Here is a 17,041-nt window from a genome sequence, read left to right as displayed (position 1 = left end):
GTCGTCACCCGAACAGCCCCCTGGAAGGGAAGCGTGTGAGTATGGCGATCGAGGTCGGCACCGAGGCACCGGACTTCGAGCTCAAGGACAACCACGGGGCCACCGTGAAGCTGTCCGACTTCCGCGGCGAGAAGAACGTGGTGCTGCTCTTCTACCCGTTCGCTTTCACCGGTGTGTGCACCGGCGAGTTGTGCGCCCTGCGCGACGAACTGCCGAAGTTCGTCAACGACGACGTCCAGCTGCTGGCCGTCTCCAACGACTCCATCCACACCCTGCGCGTCTTCGCCGAGCAGGAGAGCCTGGACTACCCGCTGCTCTCCGATTTCTGGCCGCACGGCAACACTTCACGCGCGTACGGCGTCTTCGACGAGGACAAGGGGTGTGCCGTGCGCGGCACCTTCATCATCGACAAGGCGGGCGTCGTGCGCTGGACCGTGGTCAACGGTCTGCCGGACGCGCGTGACCTGAACGAGTACGTGAAGGCGCTCGACACCCTGTGATTCTTCGGTCGCAGGGCCTGCAGGGTGCGGGAACCCGTCACTAGGATCGACACGTTGATCCGATACCAACGCACGACGGGGCTCCCCGCCCCCGGACACCAATGGGAGGACTCGTGGGAGTCAGCCTCAGCAAGGGCGGCAACGTATCGCTGACCAAGGAGGCCCCGGGACTGACCGCGGTCATCGTCGGTCTGGGATGGGACGCCCGTACGACGACCGGCGTCGACTTCGACCTCGACGCCAGCGCCATCCTCACGAACGCGGACGGCAAGGTCAGCTCCGACCAGAACTTCGTGTTCTTCAACAACCTGAAGAGCCCGGACGGCTCGGTCGAGCACACCGGCGACAACATCACCGGTGAGGGCGAGGGCGACGACGAGCAGATCAAGGTGAATCTCGCCGCCGTCCCGGCCGACGTCCAGAAGATCGTGTTCCCGGTCTCCATCTACGACGCCGAGAACCGCCAGCAGTCCTTCGGCCAGGTCCGCAACGCGTTCATCCGCGTGGTGAACCAGGCCGGCGAGGCGGAGATCGCCCGCTACGACCTCTCCGAGGACGCCTCCACGGAGACCGCCATGGTCTTCGGCGAGCTGTACCGCAACGGCGCGGAGTGGAAGTTCCGCGCCATCGGCCAGGGGTACGCCTCGGGTCTGCGCGGCATCGCGCAGGACTTCGGCGTCAACGTCTGAGCCGTACACCGGCGTCGAGCCCCGGCCGTACGGCCCAGTCCGTCGTGGGCCTACGGCTTACGGCCTCCGGCTCCTCGGCCCGGCGTCGCACCTCTTCGGGTGCGGCGCCGGGCCTGCCCGATATCTGTGCGCCCCGCGTGCGACATATGAGCGCCGGGGCGCCGCGCGCATGCTGTGCCGTGCCGGGGGAAGACACCCCCCGGACCCGGACCAGACGGACGGGCCGGCCGGGAATGGCGGGGACACCGCCCGCAGGACTGAGTGAACGCTTCACCGGGGAGGAATCAGATCATGGGCGTCACGCTCGCCAAGGGAGGCAATGTCTCCCTCTCCAAGGCCGCACCGAACCTCACACACGTGATGATCGGTCTCGGCTGGGACGCGCGTTCCACCACCGGAGCCCCCTTCGACCTGGATGCCAGCGCGCTGCTGTGCAACTCCGGCCGGGTGCTCGGCGACGAGTGGTTCGTCTTCTACAACCAGCTCAAGAGCCCCGACGGCTCGGTGGAGCACACCGGCGACAACCTCACGGGTGAGGGAGAGGGCGACGACGAGTCGATCCTGATCGACCTCTCCAAGGTGCCGGCCAACGTCGACAAGATCGTCTTTCCGGTCTCCATCCACGAGGCCGACAACCGCGGCCAGACCTTCGGCCAGGTCAGCAACGCCTTCATCCGTGTGGTCAACCAGGCCGACGGCCAGGAGCTCGCCCGCTACGACCTCTCCGAGGACGCCTCCACGGAGACCGCGATGATCTTCGGTGAGGTCTACCGCTACAACAGCGAGTGGAAGTTCCGCGCGGTGGGCCAGGGATACGCGTCCGGATTGCGTGGTATCGCCCTGGACTTCGGGGTCAATGTTTCCTAGGCCCACCTGCACCAGCCGAGGGCGGGCCTCTAGACTTCGTGGTCAACAGTAGGTAAAGCCGAGTACGGCGCGGGGGAAGCCCTTCCCCAAGCCGGCGCTTGGGGGTGCCCCCACCACACGATGATTGGGTAGCCAGTGCTTCTGAAAACCTTCGGCTGGTCGTTCGCGATTACCGCGATCGGTCTGGTCGCAGCGGCCTTCTACGGGGGGTGGACCGCCTTTGGCATCGTGGCGATCCTGGCCGTCCTGGAGATCTCGCTGTCCTTCGACAACGCGGTGGTCAACGCCGGAATCCTGAAGAAGATGAGTGCCTTCTGGCAGAAGATCTTCCTCACGGTCGGTGTGCTGATCGCCGTCTTCGGTATGCGTCTGGTCTTCCCCGTCGTCATCGTCGCCATCAGCGCCAAGATCGGCCCGATCGACGCGGTCGATCTCGCGCTGAACGACAAGGACAAGTATCAGCAGCTGGTGACCGACGCCCACCCGTCGATCGCCGCCTTCGGTGGCATGTTCCTGCTGATGATCTTCCTCGACTTCATCTTCGAGGACCGCGACATCCAGTGGCTGCGCTGGATCGAGCGCCCGCTGGCCAAGCTCGGCAAGGTCGACATGCTGTCGGTCTGCATCGCCCTGATCGTCCTGCTGATCACCTCCTTCACCTTCGCGGTCCACGCCCACCAGCACGGCGGCGGCCACGCCGACAAGGCACAGACGGTGCTGATCTCCGGCATCGCCGGCCTGATCACCTACATGGTCGTCGGTGGACTCTCCGGCTACTTCGAGGACCGGCTCGAAGAGGAGGAGGAACGCTCCCACGAGGAAGAGGAGGAGGCCGAGCGGACCGGCAAGAAGAAGCCCGCCGTCGTCCTGGCCGGCCAGGCCGCCTTCTTCATGTTCCTCTACCTCGAGGTCCTTGACGCGTCGTTCTCCTTCGACGGCGTCATCGGCGCGTTCGCGATCACCAACGACATCGTGCTGATGGCCCTCGGTCTCGGCATCGGCGCCATGTACGTCCGTTCGCTCACGGTCTACCTGGTCCGCCAGGGCACCCTCGACGACTACGTCTACCTGGAGCACGGCGCCCACTACGCGATCGGCGCCCTCGCCGTGATCCTGCTCGTCACCATCCAGTACCAGATCAACGAGGTCATCACCGGTCTCGTCGGTGTCGTCCTGATCGGCTGGTCCTTCTGGTCGTCGGTACGCCGCAACAAGGCGCTCGCGGCCGCCGAGGGAAAAGGCACGACCTCGGACGAGAAGGCTGAGGTCTCGTCCGGGGTCTGACGGACTCCCCTTTTCCGGAGGCTCGGGTCGCCTCCGGGGCGCCGGTGCCGGTGTCGAGCGGGTGTGAACCCGGGCCCGGTGAGGGAACGCTCTGAACGGGGCGGCTGTCGAGGACCAGTCCTCACGGCCGCCCCGCCGCGTATCGAGGCAACATGGGGGCGGGATTCGGTAATGGGCTTCTGGGACGAGCTGTGGCGCGGACGCACGACGGACTTCGACTCCGGCAGCGCGGCCACCAACTCCATAGAACTGACCAAACGCAGCCACACGGTCTCGCTCACCAAGCAGGGCGCGGCCACCGGCAACCTCCGCATCAACCTGTCCTGGCGGATGCGGACCTCCGACATCGGCGGCGGCCAGCAGCGCGGCAGCCTGCTGCGCCACCCCCTCAAGATCTTCAAGCCGGACGTGGTCCAGGCACACACGCAGAGCATGGTGAACGTCGACCTCGACCTCGGCGTGCTCTACGAGCTCACGGACGGCACCAAGGGCGTGGTGCAGCCGCTGGGCGGCCTCCTCGGTGAGATCAACGGTCCGCCGTTCGTGAAACTCAGCGGCGACGACCGCTTCGGTTCCGGGTCGGGCGAGACGGCGTACGTCAACCTCGACCACCGCGACGACATCAAACGGCTGCTGGTCTTCGTCTACATCTACGACCAGACGCCCGCCTTCGACCGCACGCACGCCGTCATCACCCTCTACCCGAGCAACGGCCCGCGGATCGAGATCGGGCTCGACGAACGCCATCCGCAGGCCCGGTCCTGCGCGGTCGTGATGATCGAGAACAACAAGGGCGAGATCACCGTGCGCCGCGAGGTGAAGTTCGTCTACGGCTTCCAGGCCGAACTCGACCGGCTGTACGGCTGGGGACTGCAGTGGGGGCGGGGGTACAAGTCCAAGGTCGACCGCTGAGCACGCCTCGATGTGGAACGTCCCCGCGGGACAGCTCCCCGTCCCGGCCGCGGAGCGCCGCCCCGGCAGGACGGCTCCCCGCGGGGCCGCTCAGCGGCCGACGAACTGGGGACCCTGCGGCGGCAGCCGGAAATCCGGGTCGGGCAGGGCACCGACCGCCTGCGGGAAGCCGTACGCCGGCGGCACGGCGGGCGCCGTCTGCGGCTGCGGATAGCCGTAGCCCGGCCGGCTCACCGGCTGGGGATAGCCGTAGGCGGGCTGCGCGGGTGCCGTCTGCGGCTGCGGATAGCCGTACGCGGGCTGCTGGGGCACCGGAGCGGGCTGTTCGGCCGGCAGCGGCACCGAGGTCTCCGGCGACGTCACCGGGACGGCCCAGTCCGCCGCCTCCGGTACGGCCCCGGTCGCGGACTCGGGCTCCGACTCGTCCACCGTGATCCCGAAATCGGAGGCCAGCCCCTCCAGCCCGTTCGGGTAACCCTCGCCGAGCGCCCGGAACTTCCAGCCCGCTCCGCGCCGGTACAGCTCGCCGCAGATCAGCGCCGTCTCCGTACCGGTCTCCGGCTTGACGTCGAAGTACGCCAGGGGTTCACCCTCGGCACCGGAGGCGTCGTACAGCAGAATGCGCAGGGAGCGTACGTGGTCGAAGGACACCCCGTCCGCCGATGCGACCAGCAGAATCTGTCCGACGCCGGACTCGACACCGGCCAGATCTGTCTGGATCGTGTCGGTGAGGCCCTCGGCGACGCGCTTCTTGCCGAGCCGCCAGACCTTGCCCGAAGGATGACGTGGCTGGTTGTAGAAGACGAAGTCCTCGTCGGATCGCACACGACCGTCGGGACCGAGGAGCAGTGCCGAGGCGTCGACGTCCGGGACACCCTGCCCGGGAGTCCAGCGCAGCACGGCACGAACCGCTGTGGCGTCCAGCGGGATGTTCGACCCCTTCAGCATCGCGTGCGTCATGCGGTCATCCTGCCCTCTCGGTCCTGGTCACGACAACGCGGGGGTGAGGATTCCCCATCGGAGCGTGAGGACAACCGACATGGCCGAGTTACCTGAACTTCACGCCCGGTGGGAACCCCTGACATGCATTTGTACGTACTATTACCGGCCACATCACGTAGATCCGACTAGCCGCCATAGGGGAGTCTCATGCGTCATTTCGGGCACATCGCCCCTGTAGAGCGGCAGCGGCTCTTCCACCGCGAGCCCTGCGTCTTCACCGCCGACTCCCCGCCCCGCCTGCTGGCGGCGGCCCTGGGAGCCACCCTCTACAGCCCCGCGACCCGGCCCCACCTCGCCGACGACATCCTCAAGCAGGCCGCGCGCGGCGTGGTCTCCATGGTGCTGTGCCTCGAGGACTCGATCGACGACTCCGAGGTCGTGGGGGCGGAGCGGAACCTGGTCCGGCAGTTCGCCGACCTCGCCGCACGCCCCGCCGCCGAGCTCCCGCTGCTGTTCGTGCGGGTCCGCGAGCCGGAGCAGATCCCGGATCTCGTACAGCGGCTCGGCGCGTCCGTGCGGCTGCTGTCCGGATTCGTCCTGCCGAAGTTCACCGAGGAGCGGGGTGTCCCGTTCCTGGAGGCGCTCACCGCGGCCGAGGCCGCGAGCGGGCGGCGGCTGTTCGCCATGCCGGTCCTCGAATCGCCCTGCCTGCTGTACCTGGAGAGCCGCCGGGAGACCCTGGCGGGCATCTCCCGGGTCGTCGACAAGTACCGCGACCGCGTCCTCGCGCTGCGCCTGGGCGTCACCGACTTCTGCTCGGCGTACGGACTGCGCCGAGCACCCGACATGACCGCCTACGACGTCCAGATCGTCGCCTCCGTGATCGCCGACGTGGTGAACACGCTGGGCCGCGCGGACGGCACCGGCTTCACGGTGACCGGACCGGTCTGGGAGTACTTCCGGGTCCAGGAACGCATGTTCAAGCCGCAGCTGCGCCGCAGCCCCTTCCTGGAGGGCGAGGTCGAGGAGCTGCGCGAGGCCCTGATCGAGCACGACATGGACGGACTGCTGCGCGAGATCGCCCTCGACCGGGCCAACGGACTGCTCGGCAAGACCTGTATCCACCCCTCGCACGTCCCGGCCGTGCACGCCCTGTCCGTCGTCAGCCACGAGGAGTGGAGCGACGCGCAGGACATCCTGCGGCCCGAGCGCGGCGGCGGGGGTGTGCTGCGGTCGGCGTACACGAACAAGATGAACGAGGTGAAGCCGCACCGCGCCTGGGCCGAGCGCACTCTGGAGCGCGCCGAGGTGTTCGGCGTCGCGAACGAGGACATCGGCTTCGTGGAGCTGCTCGCCGCCGGGCTCCCGGCCTGACCGGGCCGCGCCGACACGTACGACCTCGCAGACTAAGGAATTGATGGACAACGTGGTGTGGACGGGGACCTGGGTCGCGGAGCGGCTCGGCGTCGAACTCGTCGGTGACGAGAAGCTGGGCGACCTGCTGGGACTCGCGCTGCGGCGCAACCCCCGGCGGGCGCATCTGCTGGTCTCGAACGTGCTGGGCAAGCACGTCCCGCAGTCGCCGTCCGTGGTGTACGGGTACGGGTTCGCGCTCGGCCGCCGCGTGCGGGAGCTGCTCGGCACCGAGGACGCCCGTGCGGCGGTCGTCCTCGGGTACGCGGAGACGGCCACCGGGCTCGGCCACTGCGTCGCCGACGGGGTGGGCCTCGCGCCCTACCTCCACTCGACCCGCCGCCCCGTCCCGGGCGTCACCCCGGCGGGCGGTTTCGAGGAGTCGCACTCGCACGCCACGTCCCATCTGCTGCTGCCGCAGGACCCCGGTCTGCTGGCGGGGGGCGGCCCGCTGGTCCTGGTCGACGACGAGTTCTCGACCGGCAACACGGTCCTCAACACCATCCGTGACCTGCACGCCCGCCATCCGCGCGAGCGGTACGTGATAGTGGCGCTGGTCGACATGCGGTCGGCCGCCGATCTGGGGCGGCTGGAGGACTTCGCCCGGGAGATCGGCGCGCGAGTGGACCTGGTCGTCGCGGCGAGCGGCACGGTGAAGCTCCCGGAGGGCGTACTGGAGAAGGGCCAGGCCCTGGTCGCGGAGTACGAGTCCGCCGACCGGAGCGCCGCCGGGTCCGCGCCGGCTCCGGGCGACGGGTCCGCGCCGGCCACGGGCGTGGCGTCCGACGGCGAAGCCGGTCGCCCCGGCCCGGGTACACCCGCCGCTGCCCTGTCCGGCGGGGGGAGCGGGAGGCGGCTGCCGGAGAGCGGCTTACCGCCGGCGCCGCGGGCACGGCCGACGGCCCGGCCCGCCCGCCCGAGCGCGCCCCCCGCCGCCGCGGGCACCCGGCCGCCACCCGTGTCGGGCTCGGCTGGCCGCGCGGCGTTCCCGACGGCGGTAAGCACGGGTTCACGCCCGGACAGCGCGTCCGTCTGGACGGGGCCCTGCCCGTCATGGCCGCACGGATCGCCGAGGCGCTGCCGGCCGGCGCCCGCCGCGTGCTGGTGCTCGGCTTCGAGGAGCTGATGTACGCGCCGCTGCGACTGGCCAGGGAACTGGAGCAGGTCACGGCCGCCGAGGTGCGCTACTCCACGACCACCAGGTCCCCGGTCCTCGCCGTCGACGACCCCGGCTACGCGATACGCACCCGGCTCGCCTTCCCGGCCCACGACCACCCGGACGACGGCCCCGGGGAGCGCTACGCCTACAACGTCGCGGGCGCCGGCTTCGACGCCGTCGTGGCCGTCGTGGACTCCGCCGCCGACACCCCCGAGCTGCACGCCCCCGGGGGACTGCTGGCCCGGCTCGCGGACCACACCCCGAGCGTCCTGCTCGCCGTGGTCCCCTCCTACGTCCCCGCACGGCCGTCCACCGAAAGGCCCTCCATGCTGCCCGAGCCCCTCCGCGGCCCCGCCTTCTCCTCGTACGAGCCGGACGAGGTCGGCTGGCTGCTGCGGGATCTCTCGGACGTGACGCTGGAGGCGCCGACGGAGGAGCGCGAGGAGGCGATCCAGAGCGGCGGCGCCCACTACGCGGAGTCGCTGCCCGTCGAGTACCAGCCGAGCGACCAGTACCAGGAGCTGTTCCGCGCGGCCCTCGGCACCTCGGCCGCCCGCATCGCCCAGGCCGTCGGTGCCGTCACCGAACTGGTGCTCGCCGAGCGCTCCCGCTCCCCGCTCGGACCGGGCCGGGACACCTCGGCCCCGCGGCCGGTCCTGGTGTCGCTGGCCCGCGCGGGAACCCCCGTCGGCGTCCTGATGCGCCGCTGGGCCCAGTACCGCCACGGCATCGAACTGCCGCACTACGCCGTCTCCATCGTCCGCGGCCGTGGCATCGACCCCAACGCGCTGCGCTGGCTGGCCGCCCACCACGACCCCGCCGACGTCGTGTTCGTCGACGGCTGGACCGGCAAGGGCGCGATCACCCGCGAACTCGCCCAGGCCGTCGAGGAGTTCGAGGCGGCCGAGGGAATCACCGGCTTCGACCCGGAGATCGCGGTCCTCGCCGACCCGGGGTCCTGCGTACGGACGTACGGCACCCGTGAGGACTTCCTCATCCCGTCCGCCTGCCTCAACTCGACCGTGTCCGGGCTGATATCGCGGACCGTCCTGCGCTCCGACCTGGTCGGCGAACACGACTTCCACGGCGCGAAGTTCTACCGCGAACTCGCCGGCTCCGACGTCTCCGTCGAGTTCCTGGACGCCGTCGCGGCCCACTTCCCCGACGTCGCCGAGGCGGCCTGCGGCCAGGCGAAGGAACTCCTCACCGCCGACCGCACCCCCACCTGGGAGGGCTGGGCGGCCGTCGAGCGGATCAGCGAGGAGCACGGGATCCACGACGTGAACCTCGTCAAGCCGGGCGTCGGCGAGACCACCCGGGTGCTGCTGCGCCGGGTCCCCTGGAAGATCCTGGCCCGCGCGGGAGCCGGCGCCGACCTCGACCACGTACGGCTGCTCGCCGAGCAGCGCGGGGTGCCTGTCGAGGAGGTCGCCGAACTCCCTTACACCTGCGTGGGGTTGATCCACCCGAAGTACACGCGGGGCGCGACCGGTGCCGACGGCAGGGCGGTGGCGGTCTGATGTCCGCGGCAAAAGCTCTCGTCGCCAGCGATCTGGACCGTACGCTCATCTACTCCGCCGCGGCCCTCGGGCTGACCATGCCGGACGCTCGGGCGCCCCGGCTGCTCTGCGTCGAGGTGCACGAGAGCAGGCCGCTGTCCTACATGACCGAGACGGCCGCCGCGCTGCTCTCGGAACTCGGCGACACGGCGGACTTCGTGCCCACCACGACCCGCACCCGCAAGCAGTACCAGCGCATCAACCTGCCGGGGCCCGCCCCGAAGTACGCGATCTGCGCCAACGGCGGGCACCTGCTCGTCGACGGCGTGTCCGATCCGCGGTGGCACGCGCGGGTGACCACGCGGCTCGCCGCCGAGTGCGCTCCGCTGGCCGAGGTGCGCGCGCACCTGGAGGCCACCGCCGACCCGGCCTGGGTCCGCAAGCACCGGGTCGCCGAGGACCTGTTCGTCTATCTCGTCGTCGAGCGCGAACTGCTGCCCGAGGAGTGGGTGAAGGAGCTCGCCGTCTGGGCCGAGAACCGCGGCTGGACCGTCTCGCTCCAGGGCCGCAAGATCTACGCCGTTCCGAAGCCGCTCACCAAGAGCGCGGCGATGCGTGAGGTCGCCCGGCGCACCGGCACGACCCTGACCCTCGCCGCCGGTGACTCCCTCCTCGACGCCGACCTGCTGCTGGCCGCCGACCGGGGCTGGCGTCCGGGCCACGGCGAACTGGCCGAGGCCGACTGGACCGGGCCGGCGGTCACGGCGCTCCCGGAGCGGGGCGTCGCGGCGGGCGAACGGATCCTGCGGGAGTTCATGACCGCCTGCGGGCGGCCCGGCCCGGTCTGAGGAAGCGCCGACGGGTCCCGGGGGCGACGCTCCCGGGACCCGCCGGACAAACGTGAAGAGTTCCTGAGAAAAGGCGGGTCAGCCGCAGCAGCCTCCGCCGCAGCAACCGCCGCCGCCCCCGCCTCCACCACCGCTCGCGCGCGGCGCCGACGCCGCGCCGCCCGTCGCGACCGCGACGGTGGAGAGAAGTTTCACTGTGTCGTCATGTCCGGCGGGGCAGGCCGCGGGGGCCGCGGATTCCGCCATCGGTCGGCTCAGTTCAAAGGTGTCGCCGCAGGTCCGGCAGCGGTACTCGTAGCGAGGCATGTGCCCAGGTTAGCGGGCCGGTGGCGACGATCGCAGTGTTCCGTGACGCGGCTTTCCGGCGGGGCCGGCGGGGACCGGAACCAGACAGTCCGCGGTCGCCCGCAGCAGGCCGGCTCGAGCTCCGGAACATTTCTGTCTCGTTCCTGAGCGAAGAGATCGTATTAGTCGCTGATAATTTAAGAGGGCCGCGACGAGCCGCAAGGTCGGGGATGGGGGGCTCGCAGCCGCATGTGCGGCCGCTGCATCTGCCCGCGCGCGCAATTCCGAAGTGCGGAGGGAGACGCAGTCGTGACCGAGGCATGGCATCACATGGATGTCCCGCATCCTCTGGGCCGTCCACGCGCCGGAGCCCGCCATGGCTGAACCGGGGGAGGACGACCGCGCAGGCCGCCGCGAGGACGAGCCGAAGGACCCCGCGGGCCGGCGCACGGGGAACGAGTCGCCCGCCGAGGAGACCACGCAGCTCCGTATACCGCCGCGCGCCGGACGCCCCGCCGAGGAGACCACCCAGCTTCGAATACCGCCCGCCGAGGAGACCACGCAGCTTCGTCTGCCACCGCGCGCGGACCGCCCCGCCGAGGAGACCACCCAGCTTCGTATACCGCCGCGCGCCGATGTCCCCGACGAGACTCCCGCCGAGGAGCCTCCGGAGGCGGAGGAAGACACACAACAAGCCGATCGAGCGGCGAATTCACGCCATCGTGGCTCCCGTCGTCGGCCCGTGCAGTCCTCCGCTCTCGTCGGGCGGCTCGCGCCTCTCGCCCGCCGTCTGAAACCGCAGTACCCCCGGCCGGGCCGGACCGGCTGGCGGCGCTGGGTGCCCTCGTGGCGGCAGTGGCTCGCGGCGTGGGGCCTGGCCATCGGCCTGAGCACCTCGCTGCTGGCCATCGCGTACGCCGCCACAGACATTCCCAAGAACCTGAACACCTATGCCACCCAGCAGGACAACGTCTACTTCTGGTCGGACGGAACACCCATGGCCCGTACCGGGTGGGTGCAGCGGCAGGCGATGCCGTTGAAGGACATACCCGAGCAGGTGCGCTGGGCGGTGCTGGCGGCGGAGAACGAGAGCTTCTACTCCGACCCGGGCATCTCCTTCAAGGGCATCAGCCGCGCCCTGGTGCGCACGGTGGGCCAGGGGGACACCCAGGGCGGTTCGACGATCACCCAGCAGTACGTCAAGAACGTCTATCTGACCCAGAACCAGACGGTGACCCGCAAGTTCACCGAGGCCATGATCTCCCTGAAGCTCGACAACAGGATGAGCAAGGACAAGATCCTCGAGGGCTACCTCAACACCAGCTGGTTCGGCCGCGGCACCTACGGCCTCCAGCGCGCCTCCCAGGCCTACTACGGCAAGGACGTGAGCCGGCTCAACGCGAGCGAGGGCGCCTTCCTCGCCTCGCTCCTCAAGGGCGCGGGCCTCTACGACCCCACGCTGAGCCAGAAGAACCACGACCGGGCCGTGGAACGCTGGTCCTGGATCCTCGACCGCATGGTCAAGATCGGCAAGCTGTCGCCGGCCGAGCGCGCCCAGTACACGAAGTTCCCCGAGCCGCTCAAGCAGGGCCGGGTCTACGACACGGGCAAGCAGAGCGACTACCTGGTGGAACTGGCGACCCAGTACGCCAAGAAGGCCGGCCACATCTCCGACAAGGAGTTCGACCTGGGCGGCTACCAGATCTACACGACCTTCGACCGCAAACGGGAGACCGCGCTCACCGACGCCGTGTCCCAGGCCCGCAAGAAGGCGCTGAAGAGCGATCCCGGTACGGCGAAGACCGCGCACTACGGAGCCGCCTCGGTGGCCACCGACGGCCGGATCCTCGCCGTCTACGGCGGTCCGGACCACCGCACGCAGGGCTACAACGAGTCCAACGCCACCACCGTCCCGGCCGGTTCGGCGTTCCTGCCGTTCGTCTACGCCGCCGGACTCCAGCACGGGATCCACAAGACCCGCGACAGCACGGCGGCACCGGTCTCGCCCGAGTCCGTCTACGACGGTGACGACGGCGTCCCCGTCTCCACGCCCGAGGGCCCCTACTGGGACCGCGGCGGCAAGAAGGTCGCCGCCCACAACGACGGCAACAAGTCCTACGGGCCGATCAGTCTGCGCAAGGCGCTGGCCGAGTCCGTGAACGTGCCGTTCATGCAGCTCGGCATGGACACCGGACTGGACAAGGTGCGGGAGACCGCCGAGGCAGCCGGACTGCTCCCCTCCAGCCTGGGACCGCAGGTGCCCGCGCTGTCGCTGGGCAGCTCCACACCCAGCGCGATCCGGATGGCGAACTCGTACGCCACCTTCGCCGCGGAGGGGTCGCACACCGAGCCGTACTCCGTGCGGCGCATCACCCGCAACGGCTCCTCGGTCGCCCTGGTCACGCCCCGGTCCCACCGCGCGGTACGTCCCGAGGTGGCCACCCAGGTCACCGAGGCGCTCACGGACTCCTTCCGCGAGGCGCATCCCGCCGCGTCCCAGTCCGCGCCGCGGGCGGCCGGGAAGCCCGGCACCACGCACGACGACAAGGCCGCCTGGTACGTCGGCACGAACAGTTCCGTGTCGACGGCGGTCGTCCTCTACCGCCTGGACCTGACCAAGAGCCTCGAACCGCTGCCGCTCAAGGGGATCGCAGGCACCCCCGACGACGATGTCCCGTACGGCATCTGGGCCGGCGCCATGAGCCCGCTCGGCTGACCACGACGGCCGAGAAGCCGTCTCTCGCTCCGTCCGCCCCCCTCCCAGAATGTGCCCCGTATGAACTCGAAGCACAGCCGGCGCCGCCGCCGCGAGCCCGCTCCCGGTTCCGCTGCCACGTCCGCGCGCCAGAGTTTCGTGGCGATGACGGCGTTCCTCGTCGTGGCCACCTCCACGGCCGCCTTCCTCGCTCTGCGGGGCTCGGACAGCACCACTCCGGCCGCGTCCGCCGGACGCGGCTCCAGTGCCGCCCCGAAGGCGCCCAAGGAGCCCGTGTGGGACGGGAAGACCAAGGTGCTCGGGGACGGCTCCACGTCCTACAGCGGCCCGCAGAAGGGCGGGTTGAAGCCCGTGCCGCTCAAGCCGGGTGAGAAACCGCCCCAGTTCGTCGTCTTCTCCTGGGACGGCGCCCTGCAGGGCGACGACAAGCTCTTCTCGCACTACACGGAGATGGCCAAGGAATACAACGCCCACATGACGTTCTTCCTGACCGGCATCTATCTGCTGCCCAAGGCCAAGAAGAAGCTCTACGAGCCGCCGATGCACTCGCCGGGCTCCGCCGCGATCAGCTATCCCACCGACGAGCACATCCGTACCACGCTGGAGCAGCTCGGCGAGGCGTGGAAGGAGGGCAACGAGATCGGCACCCACTTCAACGGCCACTTCTGCGGTGACAAGGGCGGCGGGGACTGGAGTGTGGCGGAGTGGGAGAGCGAGATCAACCAGTTCTTCTCCTTCGTGGAGAAGTGGAAGACCAACACCGGCTACACCGACCTGCCGGCCCTGCCCTTCGACCCCACGCGTGAGGTCAACGGCGGCCGCGCGCCGTGCCTGGAGGGGCAGCCGAACCTGCTCAAGGCCATGAAGGCCACCGCCAAGAAGTACAAGTGGCGCTACGACGCCAGCTCGGCCGGCCAGTACCAGATATGGCCCACCAAGCAGGAGGGCGTCTGGGACTTCCCGCTCCAGATGCTGCCGTACGAGAAGGGCAAGTACCAGGGCCTGTCCATGGACTTCAACTTCCTCTACAACCAGTCCGGCGGCGAGACCACGGGCGACCCGGCGAAGTACCCGCAGTGGGAGCAGGAGACCGTGCAGTCGTACATGGCGGGCTTCGACCGCGTGTACTACGGCAGCCGGGCGCCACTCTTCATCGGCAACCACTTCGAGGACTGGAACGGTGGCATCTACATGAAGTCCATCGATCAGGTCGTCAAGAACGTCTGCACCAAGAAGGGCGTTCGCTGTGTGTCCTTCCGGGAACTGGCCGACTGGCTCGACGTGCAGAAGCCGGCGACGCTGCTGCGGCTGCGCAGCCTGGATCCCGCGCAGTCGCCGGACTGGTCGACGGTGGTGAAGTAGCTTTTGGCCGGTCAACTTACCTTTCTGGTAGGGGAGTTGACCTTGTCTCCATGAAATCCACCCGGTTTCGCCGCAGTTGAACACCACGGGCACCGTGACGGGCTTCAGCGCGCACCACGCCCTGACCGATCCGGGCGACCACGTGAGGGCCGTTGCCCGGCGCGGTACTGGTTGCCTGCCGCGGTGCTAGGGGTCCATGGCCCCGGGATCCCTGCCCCCGTGGTCCGTGGTGCCGGGGTGGTCCCTGCCCCCCGGGCCCATGGTGCCGGGGTGGTTCCTGCCCTCGGGGTCCGTGGTGCCGGGGGCCTCGCTCCCGGGGCCCATGGTGCCGGGGGCCTCGCTCCCGGGGTCCATGGTGTCGCGGGTTCCGCTCCCGGGGTCCATGGTGTCGCGGGTTCCGCTCCCAGGACCCATGGCCGGGGAGTCCTTCTCCCTGGAGATCGTGGCTCCCGGGGTCCCCGGGGCCTGCGGGGTGCTGCGGCCTCGTTGCAGCGCCGTCGCCGTGGCCGACTCCTGCAGGGTCCGGACCCGCTCCTCCCGTTCCACCGCCTCGGGATTGCGGGCCTTCCAGTACGGGTTGTCGTGCGGCAGGGCCGAGCCGACCCTCCCGTACATCCCGAAGAACATCAGCAGGACGCCCACCACGAAGCTGAACAGCACATTCTGGATGTGGAAGGCGAGGAAGTTGAAGGTGGTGTCCAGCAGCGCCAGGTTCAGGAAGCCGCTGAGGATGAACAGCACACCGAGCACCATGTTGACCGTCGAGGCGACGTTCCCGCCGATCACCATGCCCGCGAACAGGATGAGCCCGACGCAGATGGACAGCACACTGAGCGTGCCGTTGGTGTTCAGCCCCACGACGGTGTCCCCGTGGGTGGTGAAGAAGCCGATGTTGTCGGTCAGGCCCAGGATGCCGAAGGCGAGCAGGAACAGGCCCATCAGGCCCGCGCCGATCCGGTAGAACGTGCTCAGCCGGTGATCGACGGGCAGGTGCTCGTCGAGGACGAAGCGCTTCCCGGGTCCGGGACGAAGTACGTGCGTGGCCATATCCGCCTCCCTCTGCAGCTAGCGGAGGCCGTACGTACCCACCAGCATCCGCCCGCGGGGCCGCGACCGCCACCACAGGACCGCCCGCGACGGACGGACCGGCGGGGAGAGGCGGCGGCAGGGTGCGGGGTGGAGGCGGAGGCGGAGGTGAACACAGGGGCGGGCGGCCGCCCGGAGCGGTCAGGCCCCGGCTCCCCGCTCCCCGCGGATCTGGGAGACGACCCGCGCCGCCGCCCCCCGTACCGCCTCCGTCTCGGTCAGGAAGTGCCAGAAGTCGGGATGACGCCCCTCCAGCGAGGAGACGGCGCGGTCCAGGCGGGCCACGGCGTCGTCGAGGGGACGGGCGTGTCGCGGGTCCGGCGTGTTGCGGCCCGCCATGGCCAGCCGCTGGGCGTCGCGCAGGGCGAACCGGGTGCGGTCGATCTCCTGCTGCGGGTCCTTGGCGACGGCGTTCAGCCGCCGCAGCCGGTCGCCGGCCGCCGACACGGCCTCGTCGGTACTGTTCAGCAGCGCCCGCACGGTGGACAGCAGCGAGGTCGCGTCCGGCCAGCGCTGGGCGTCCCGCGCGGCCTGCGCCTCCTTCAGCTTCAGCTCGGCCTGCCGCACGTTCTCCGCGGCATGGTCCGGTACGTGCTGCAGGTCCTGCCAGCACGCGGCCGTGAAGCGGCGCCGCAGCTCGCTCAGTACCGGCTCCACCTGCCCGGCACGGGTGGTCAGCGCCTGGGCGCGGGTGCGCAGCGACACCAGCCGGTGATCGATCTCGGCGGCCCGCTCCGGCAGCCGCTCGGCCTCCGCGCGCACCGCCCCGGCCTCCCGGGAGACTCGCTCTGCCCGCTCCAGCGTCTCGGGCACGCCGTGCTGCCCGGCGCCCTGGTTGAGCTTGGTCAGCTCGGGTCCGAGGGCGGCCAGGCGGGCGGCGAGATCGTCGGCCGTGAGCCCGGAGCCGCGTACGTCGTCGAGCGCGTTCGAGGCGGCGAGCAGTGCCTGGCGGGCCCGCTCGACGGCCGGCGCGAGGCGGGCCAGCTGGGTCTCGGCCTTGCCGAGCAGCGGACCGAGCCCCTGCGCGTACCGGTCCAGCTCGCCCTTCACCCGGTTCAGCTCGTCCTTGGCGGCGGTCAGCTCGGTACGGGCGTGCGCGGCGACCGAGGCCTCCAGCTCGTCACGGTCGAGGTCGTGGGCGTCGACGGCCTCGATGTACTTCCCGCTCGCGTCGTCGATGCGCCGCCCCAGCGCCTCGAAGTCGGAGACGGCGCGGCGGGCGGCGGGGGAGTCGTCGACAGCGGTGATCGTCTCGATCGAGATCCGCAGATCCCGCTGGGCGGTGTCCAGTTCGTAGAAGGCGGCCGCTGCGGCGTCCTTCGCGGCCTGCGCCTCGGCCCGCTGGCTCTCGGAACGCCCGCCGAACCACCGACGGGTGCCGCCGCCGGCGAACGCGGCGGGCAGGACGAGCGCGGCGAGCAGGGGGAGGGTCATGAGGGCCAGCGCGTCACGGTACCCACGGGGGCGACGGGCGCGTAC

13 protein-coding genes and 1 pseudogene are annotated in these 17,041 nt (G+C 70.2%); 10 read left to right on the top strand and 4 right to left on the bottom strand.

Annotated elements, in window-relative coordinates:
- Positions 1-41 precede the first annotated feature (41 nt).
- The 5 genes from HEP85_RS13115 to HEP85_RS13095 all read left to right on the top strand — a co-directional run bounded on the left by HEP85_RS13115 (position 42) and on the right by HEP85_RS13095 (position 4,252).
- Positions 42-500, top strand: a complete 459-nt coding sequence (locus HEP85_RS13115) for a peroxiredoxin (protein ID WP_168533581.1) — start codon at positions 42-44, stop codon at positions 498-500.
- A gap of 113 nt (positions 501-613) precedes the next feature.
- On the top strand, positions 614-1,189 hold the full coding sequence (locus HEP85_RS13110) for a TerD family protein (protein ID WP_148013793.1): 576 nt from the start codon (positions 614-616) through the stop codon (positions 1,187-1,189).
- Positions 1,190-1,480: 291 nt separating this feature from the next.
- Entirely contained in the window at positions 1,481-2,056 is a 576-nt protein-coding gene (locus HEP85_RS13105) for a TerD family protein (RefSeq protein ID WP_148013792.1), read from the top strand.
- 135 nt (positions 2,057-2,191) lie between these two features.
- Complete coding sequence (locus HEP85_RS13100) at positions 2,192-3,340, top strand: DUF475 domain-containing protein (RefSeq protein WP_168527942.1); 1,149 nt, start codon at positions 2,192-2,194, stop codon at positions 3,338-3,340.
- Positions 3,341-3,511: 171 nt separating this feature from the next.
- Positions 3,512-4,252 carry a Tellurium resistance gene (locus HEP85_RS13095; RefSeq protein WP_168527941.1) on the top strand — a complete coding sequence of 247 codons (741 nt, stop codon included), beginning with the start codon at positions 3,512-3,514 and terminating at the stop codon, positions 4,250-4,252.
- Between the two features lie 90 nt (positions 4,253-4,342).
- Here HEP85_RS13095 and HEP85_RS13090 read toward each other — a convergent pair whose 3' ends face one another.
- Positions 4,343-5,212 (bottom strand): TerD family protein, encoded by an 870-nt coding sequence (locus HEP85_RS13090; protein ID WP_329526270.1) that lies wholly within the window; start codon positions 5,210-5,212, stop codon positions 4,343-4,345.
- Positions 5,213-5,401: 189 nt separating this feature from the next.
- On the opposite strand from HEP85_RS13090, the gene HEP85_RS13085 reads away from it, so the two are divergent.
- The 3 genes and pseudogenes from HEP85_RS13085 to HEP85_RS13075 all read left to right on the top strand — a co-directional run bounded on the left by HEP85_RS13085 (position 5,402) and on the right by HEP85_RS13075 (position 10,113).
- On the top strand, positions 5,402-6,568 hold the full coding sequence (locus HEP85_RS13085) for an HpcH/HpaI aldolase/citrate lyase family protein (RefSeq protein WP_168527939.1): 1,167 nt from the start codon (positions 5,402-5,404) through the stop codon (positions 6,566-6,568).
- 43 nt (positions 6,569-6,611) lie between these two features.
- A pseudogene (locus HEP85_RS13080) lies at positions 6,612-9,286 on the top strand (phosphoribosyltransferase).
- Positions 9,286-10,113, top strand: a complete 828-nt coding sequence (locus HEP85_RS13075; protein WP_168527938.1) for an HAD family hydrolase — start codon at positions 9,286-9,288, stop codon at positions 10,111-10,113. Before HEP85_RS13080 ends, HEP85_RS13075 begins: the two are co-directional and overlap by 1 nt.
- 78 nt (positions 10,114-10,191) lie before the next feature.
- Here HEP85_RS13075 and HEP85_RS13070 read toward each other — a convergent pair whose 3' ends face one another.
- Complete coding sequence (locus tag HEP85_RS13070) at positions 10,192-10,419, bottom strand: zinc ribbon domain-containing protein (protein WP_168527937.1); 228 nt, start codon at positions 10,417-10,419, stop codon at positions 10,192-10,194.
- Between the two features lie 355 nt (positions 10,420-10,774).
- Here HEP85_RS13070 and HEP85_RS13065 point away from each other — a divergent pair, with 355 nt between their 5' ends.
- Together HEP85_RS13065 and HEP85_RS13060 are read left to right on the top strand one after the other, a co-directional pair.
- On the top strand, positions 10,775-13,114 hold the full coding sequence (locus HEP85_RS13065) for a transglycosylase domain-containing protein (RefSeq protein WP_168527936.1): 2,340 nt from the start codon (positions 10,775-10,777) through the stop codon (positions 13,112-13,114).
- 60 nt (positions 13,115-13,174) lie between these two features.
- The gene (locus tag HEP85_RS13060) at positions 13,175-14,476 is read left to right on the top strand and encodes a hypothetical protein (RefSeq protein ID WP_248001910.1); all 1,302 of its coding nucleotides are present in this window, start codon (positions 13,175-13,177) and stop codon (positions 14,474-14,476) included.
- A 186-nt stretch (positions 14,477-14,662) separates the two neighbouring features.
- Here HEP85_RS13060 and HEP85_RS13055 read toward each other — a convergent pair whose 3' ends face one another.
- Entirely contained in the window at positions 14,663-15,523 is an 861-nt protein-coding gene (locus HEP85_RS13055) for a DUF4383 domain-containing protein (protein ID WP_248001909.1), read from the bottom strand.
- Positions 15,524-15,703: 180 nt separating this feature from the next.
- Positions 15,704-16,996: a hypothetical protein gene (locus tag HEP85_RS13050; RefSeq protein ID WP_248001908.1), complete on the bottom strand. Its 1,293-nt coding sequence runs from the start codon at positions 16,994-16,996 to the stop codon at positions 15,704-15,706.
- Positions 16,997-17,041: the final 45 nt, after the last annotated feature.

This window comes from Streptomyces sp. RPA4-2 (assembly GCF_012273515.2).
Lineage (GTDB): Bacteria > Actinomycetota > Actinomycetes > Streptomycetales > Streptomycetaceae > Streptomyces > Streptomyces kaempferi.
This window is presented reverse-complemented; position numbering and strand designations above follow the sequence as displayed.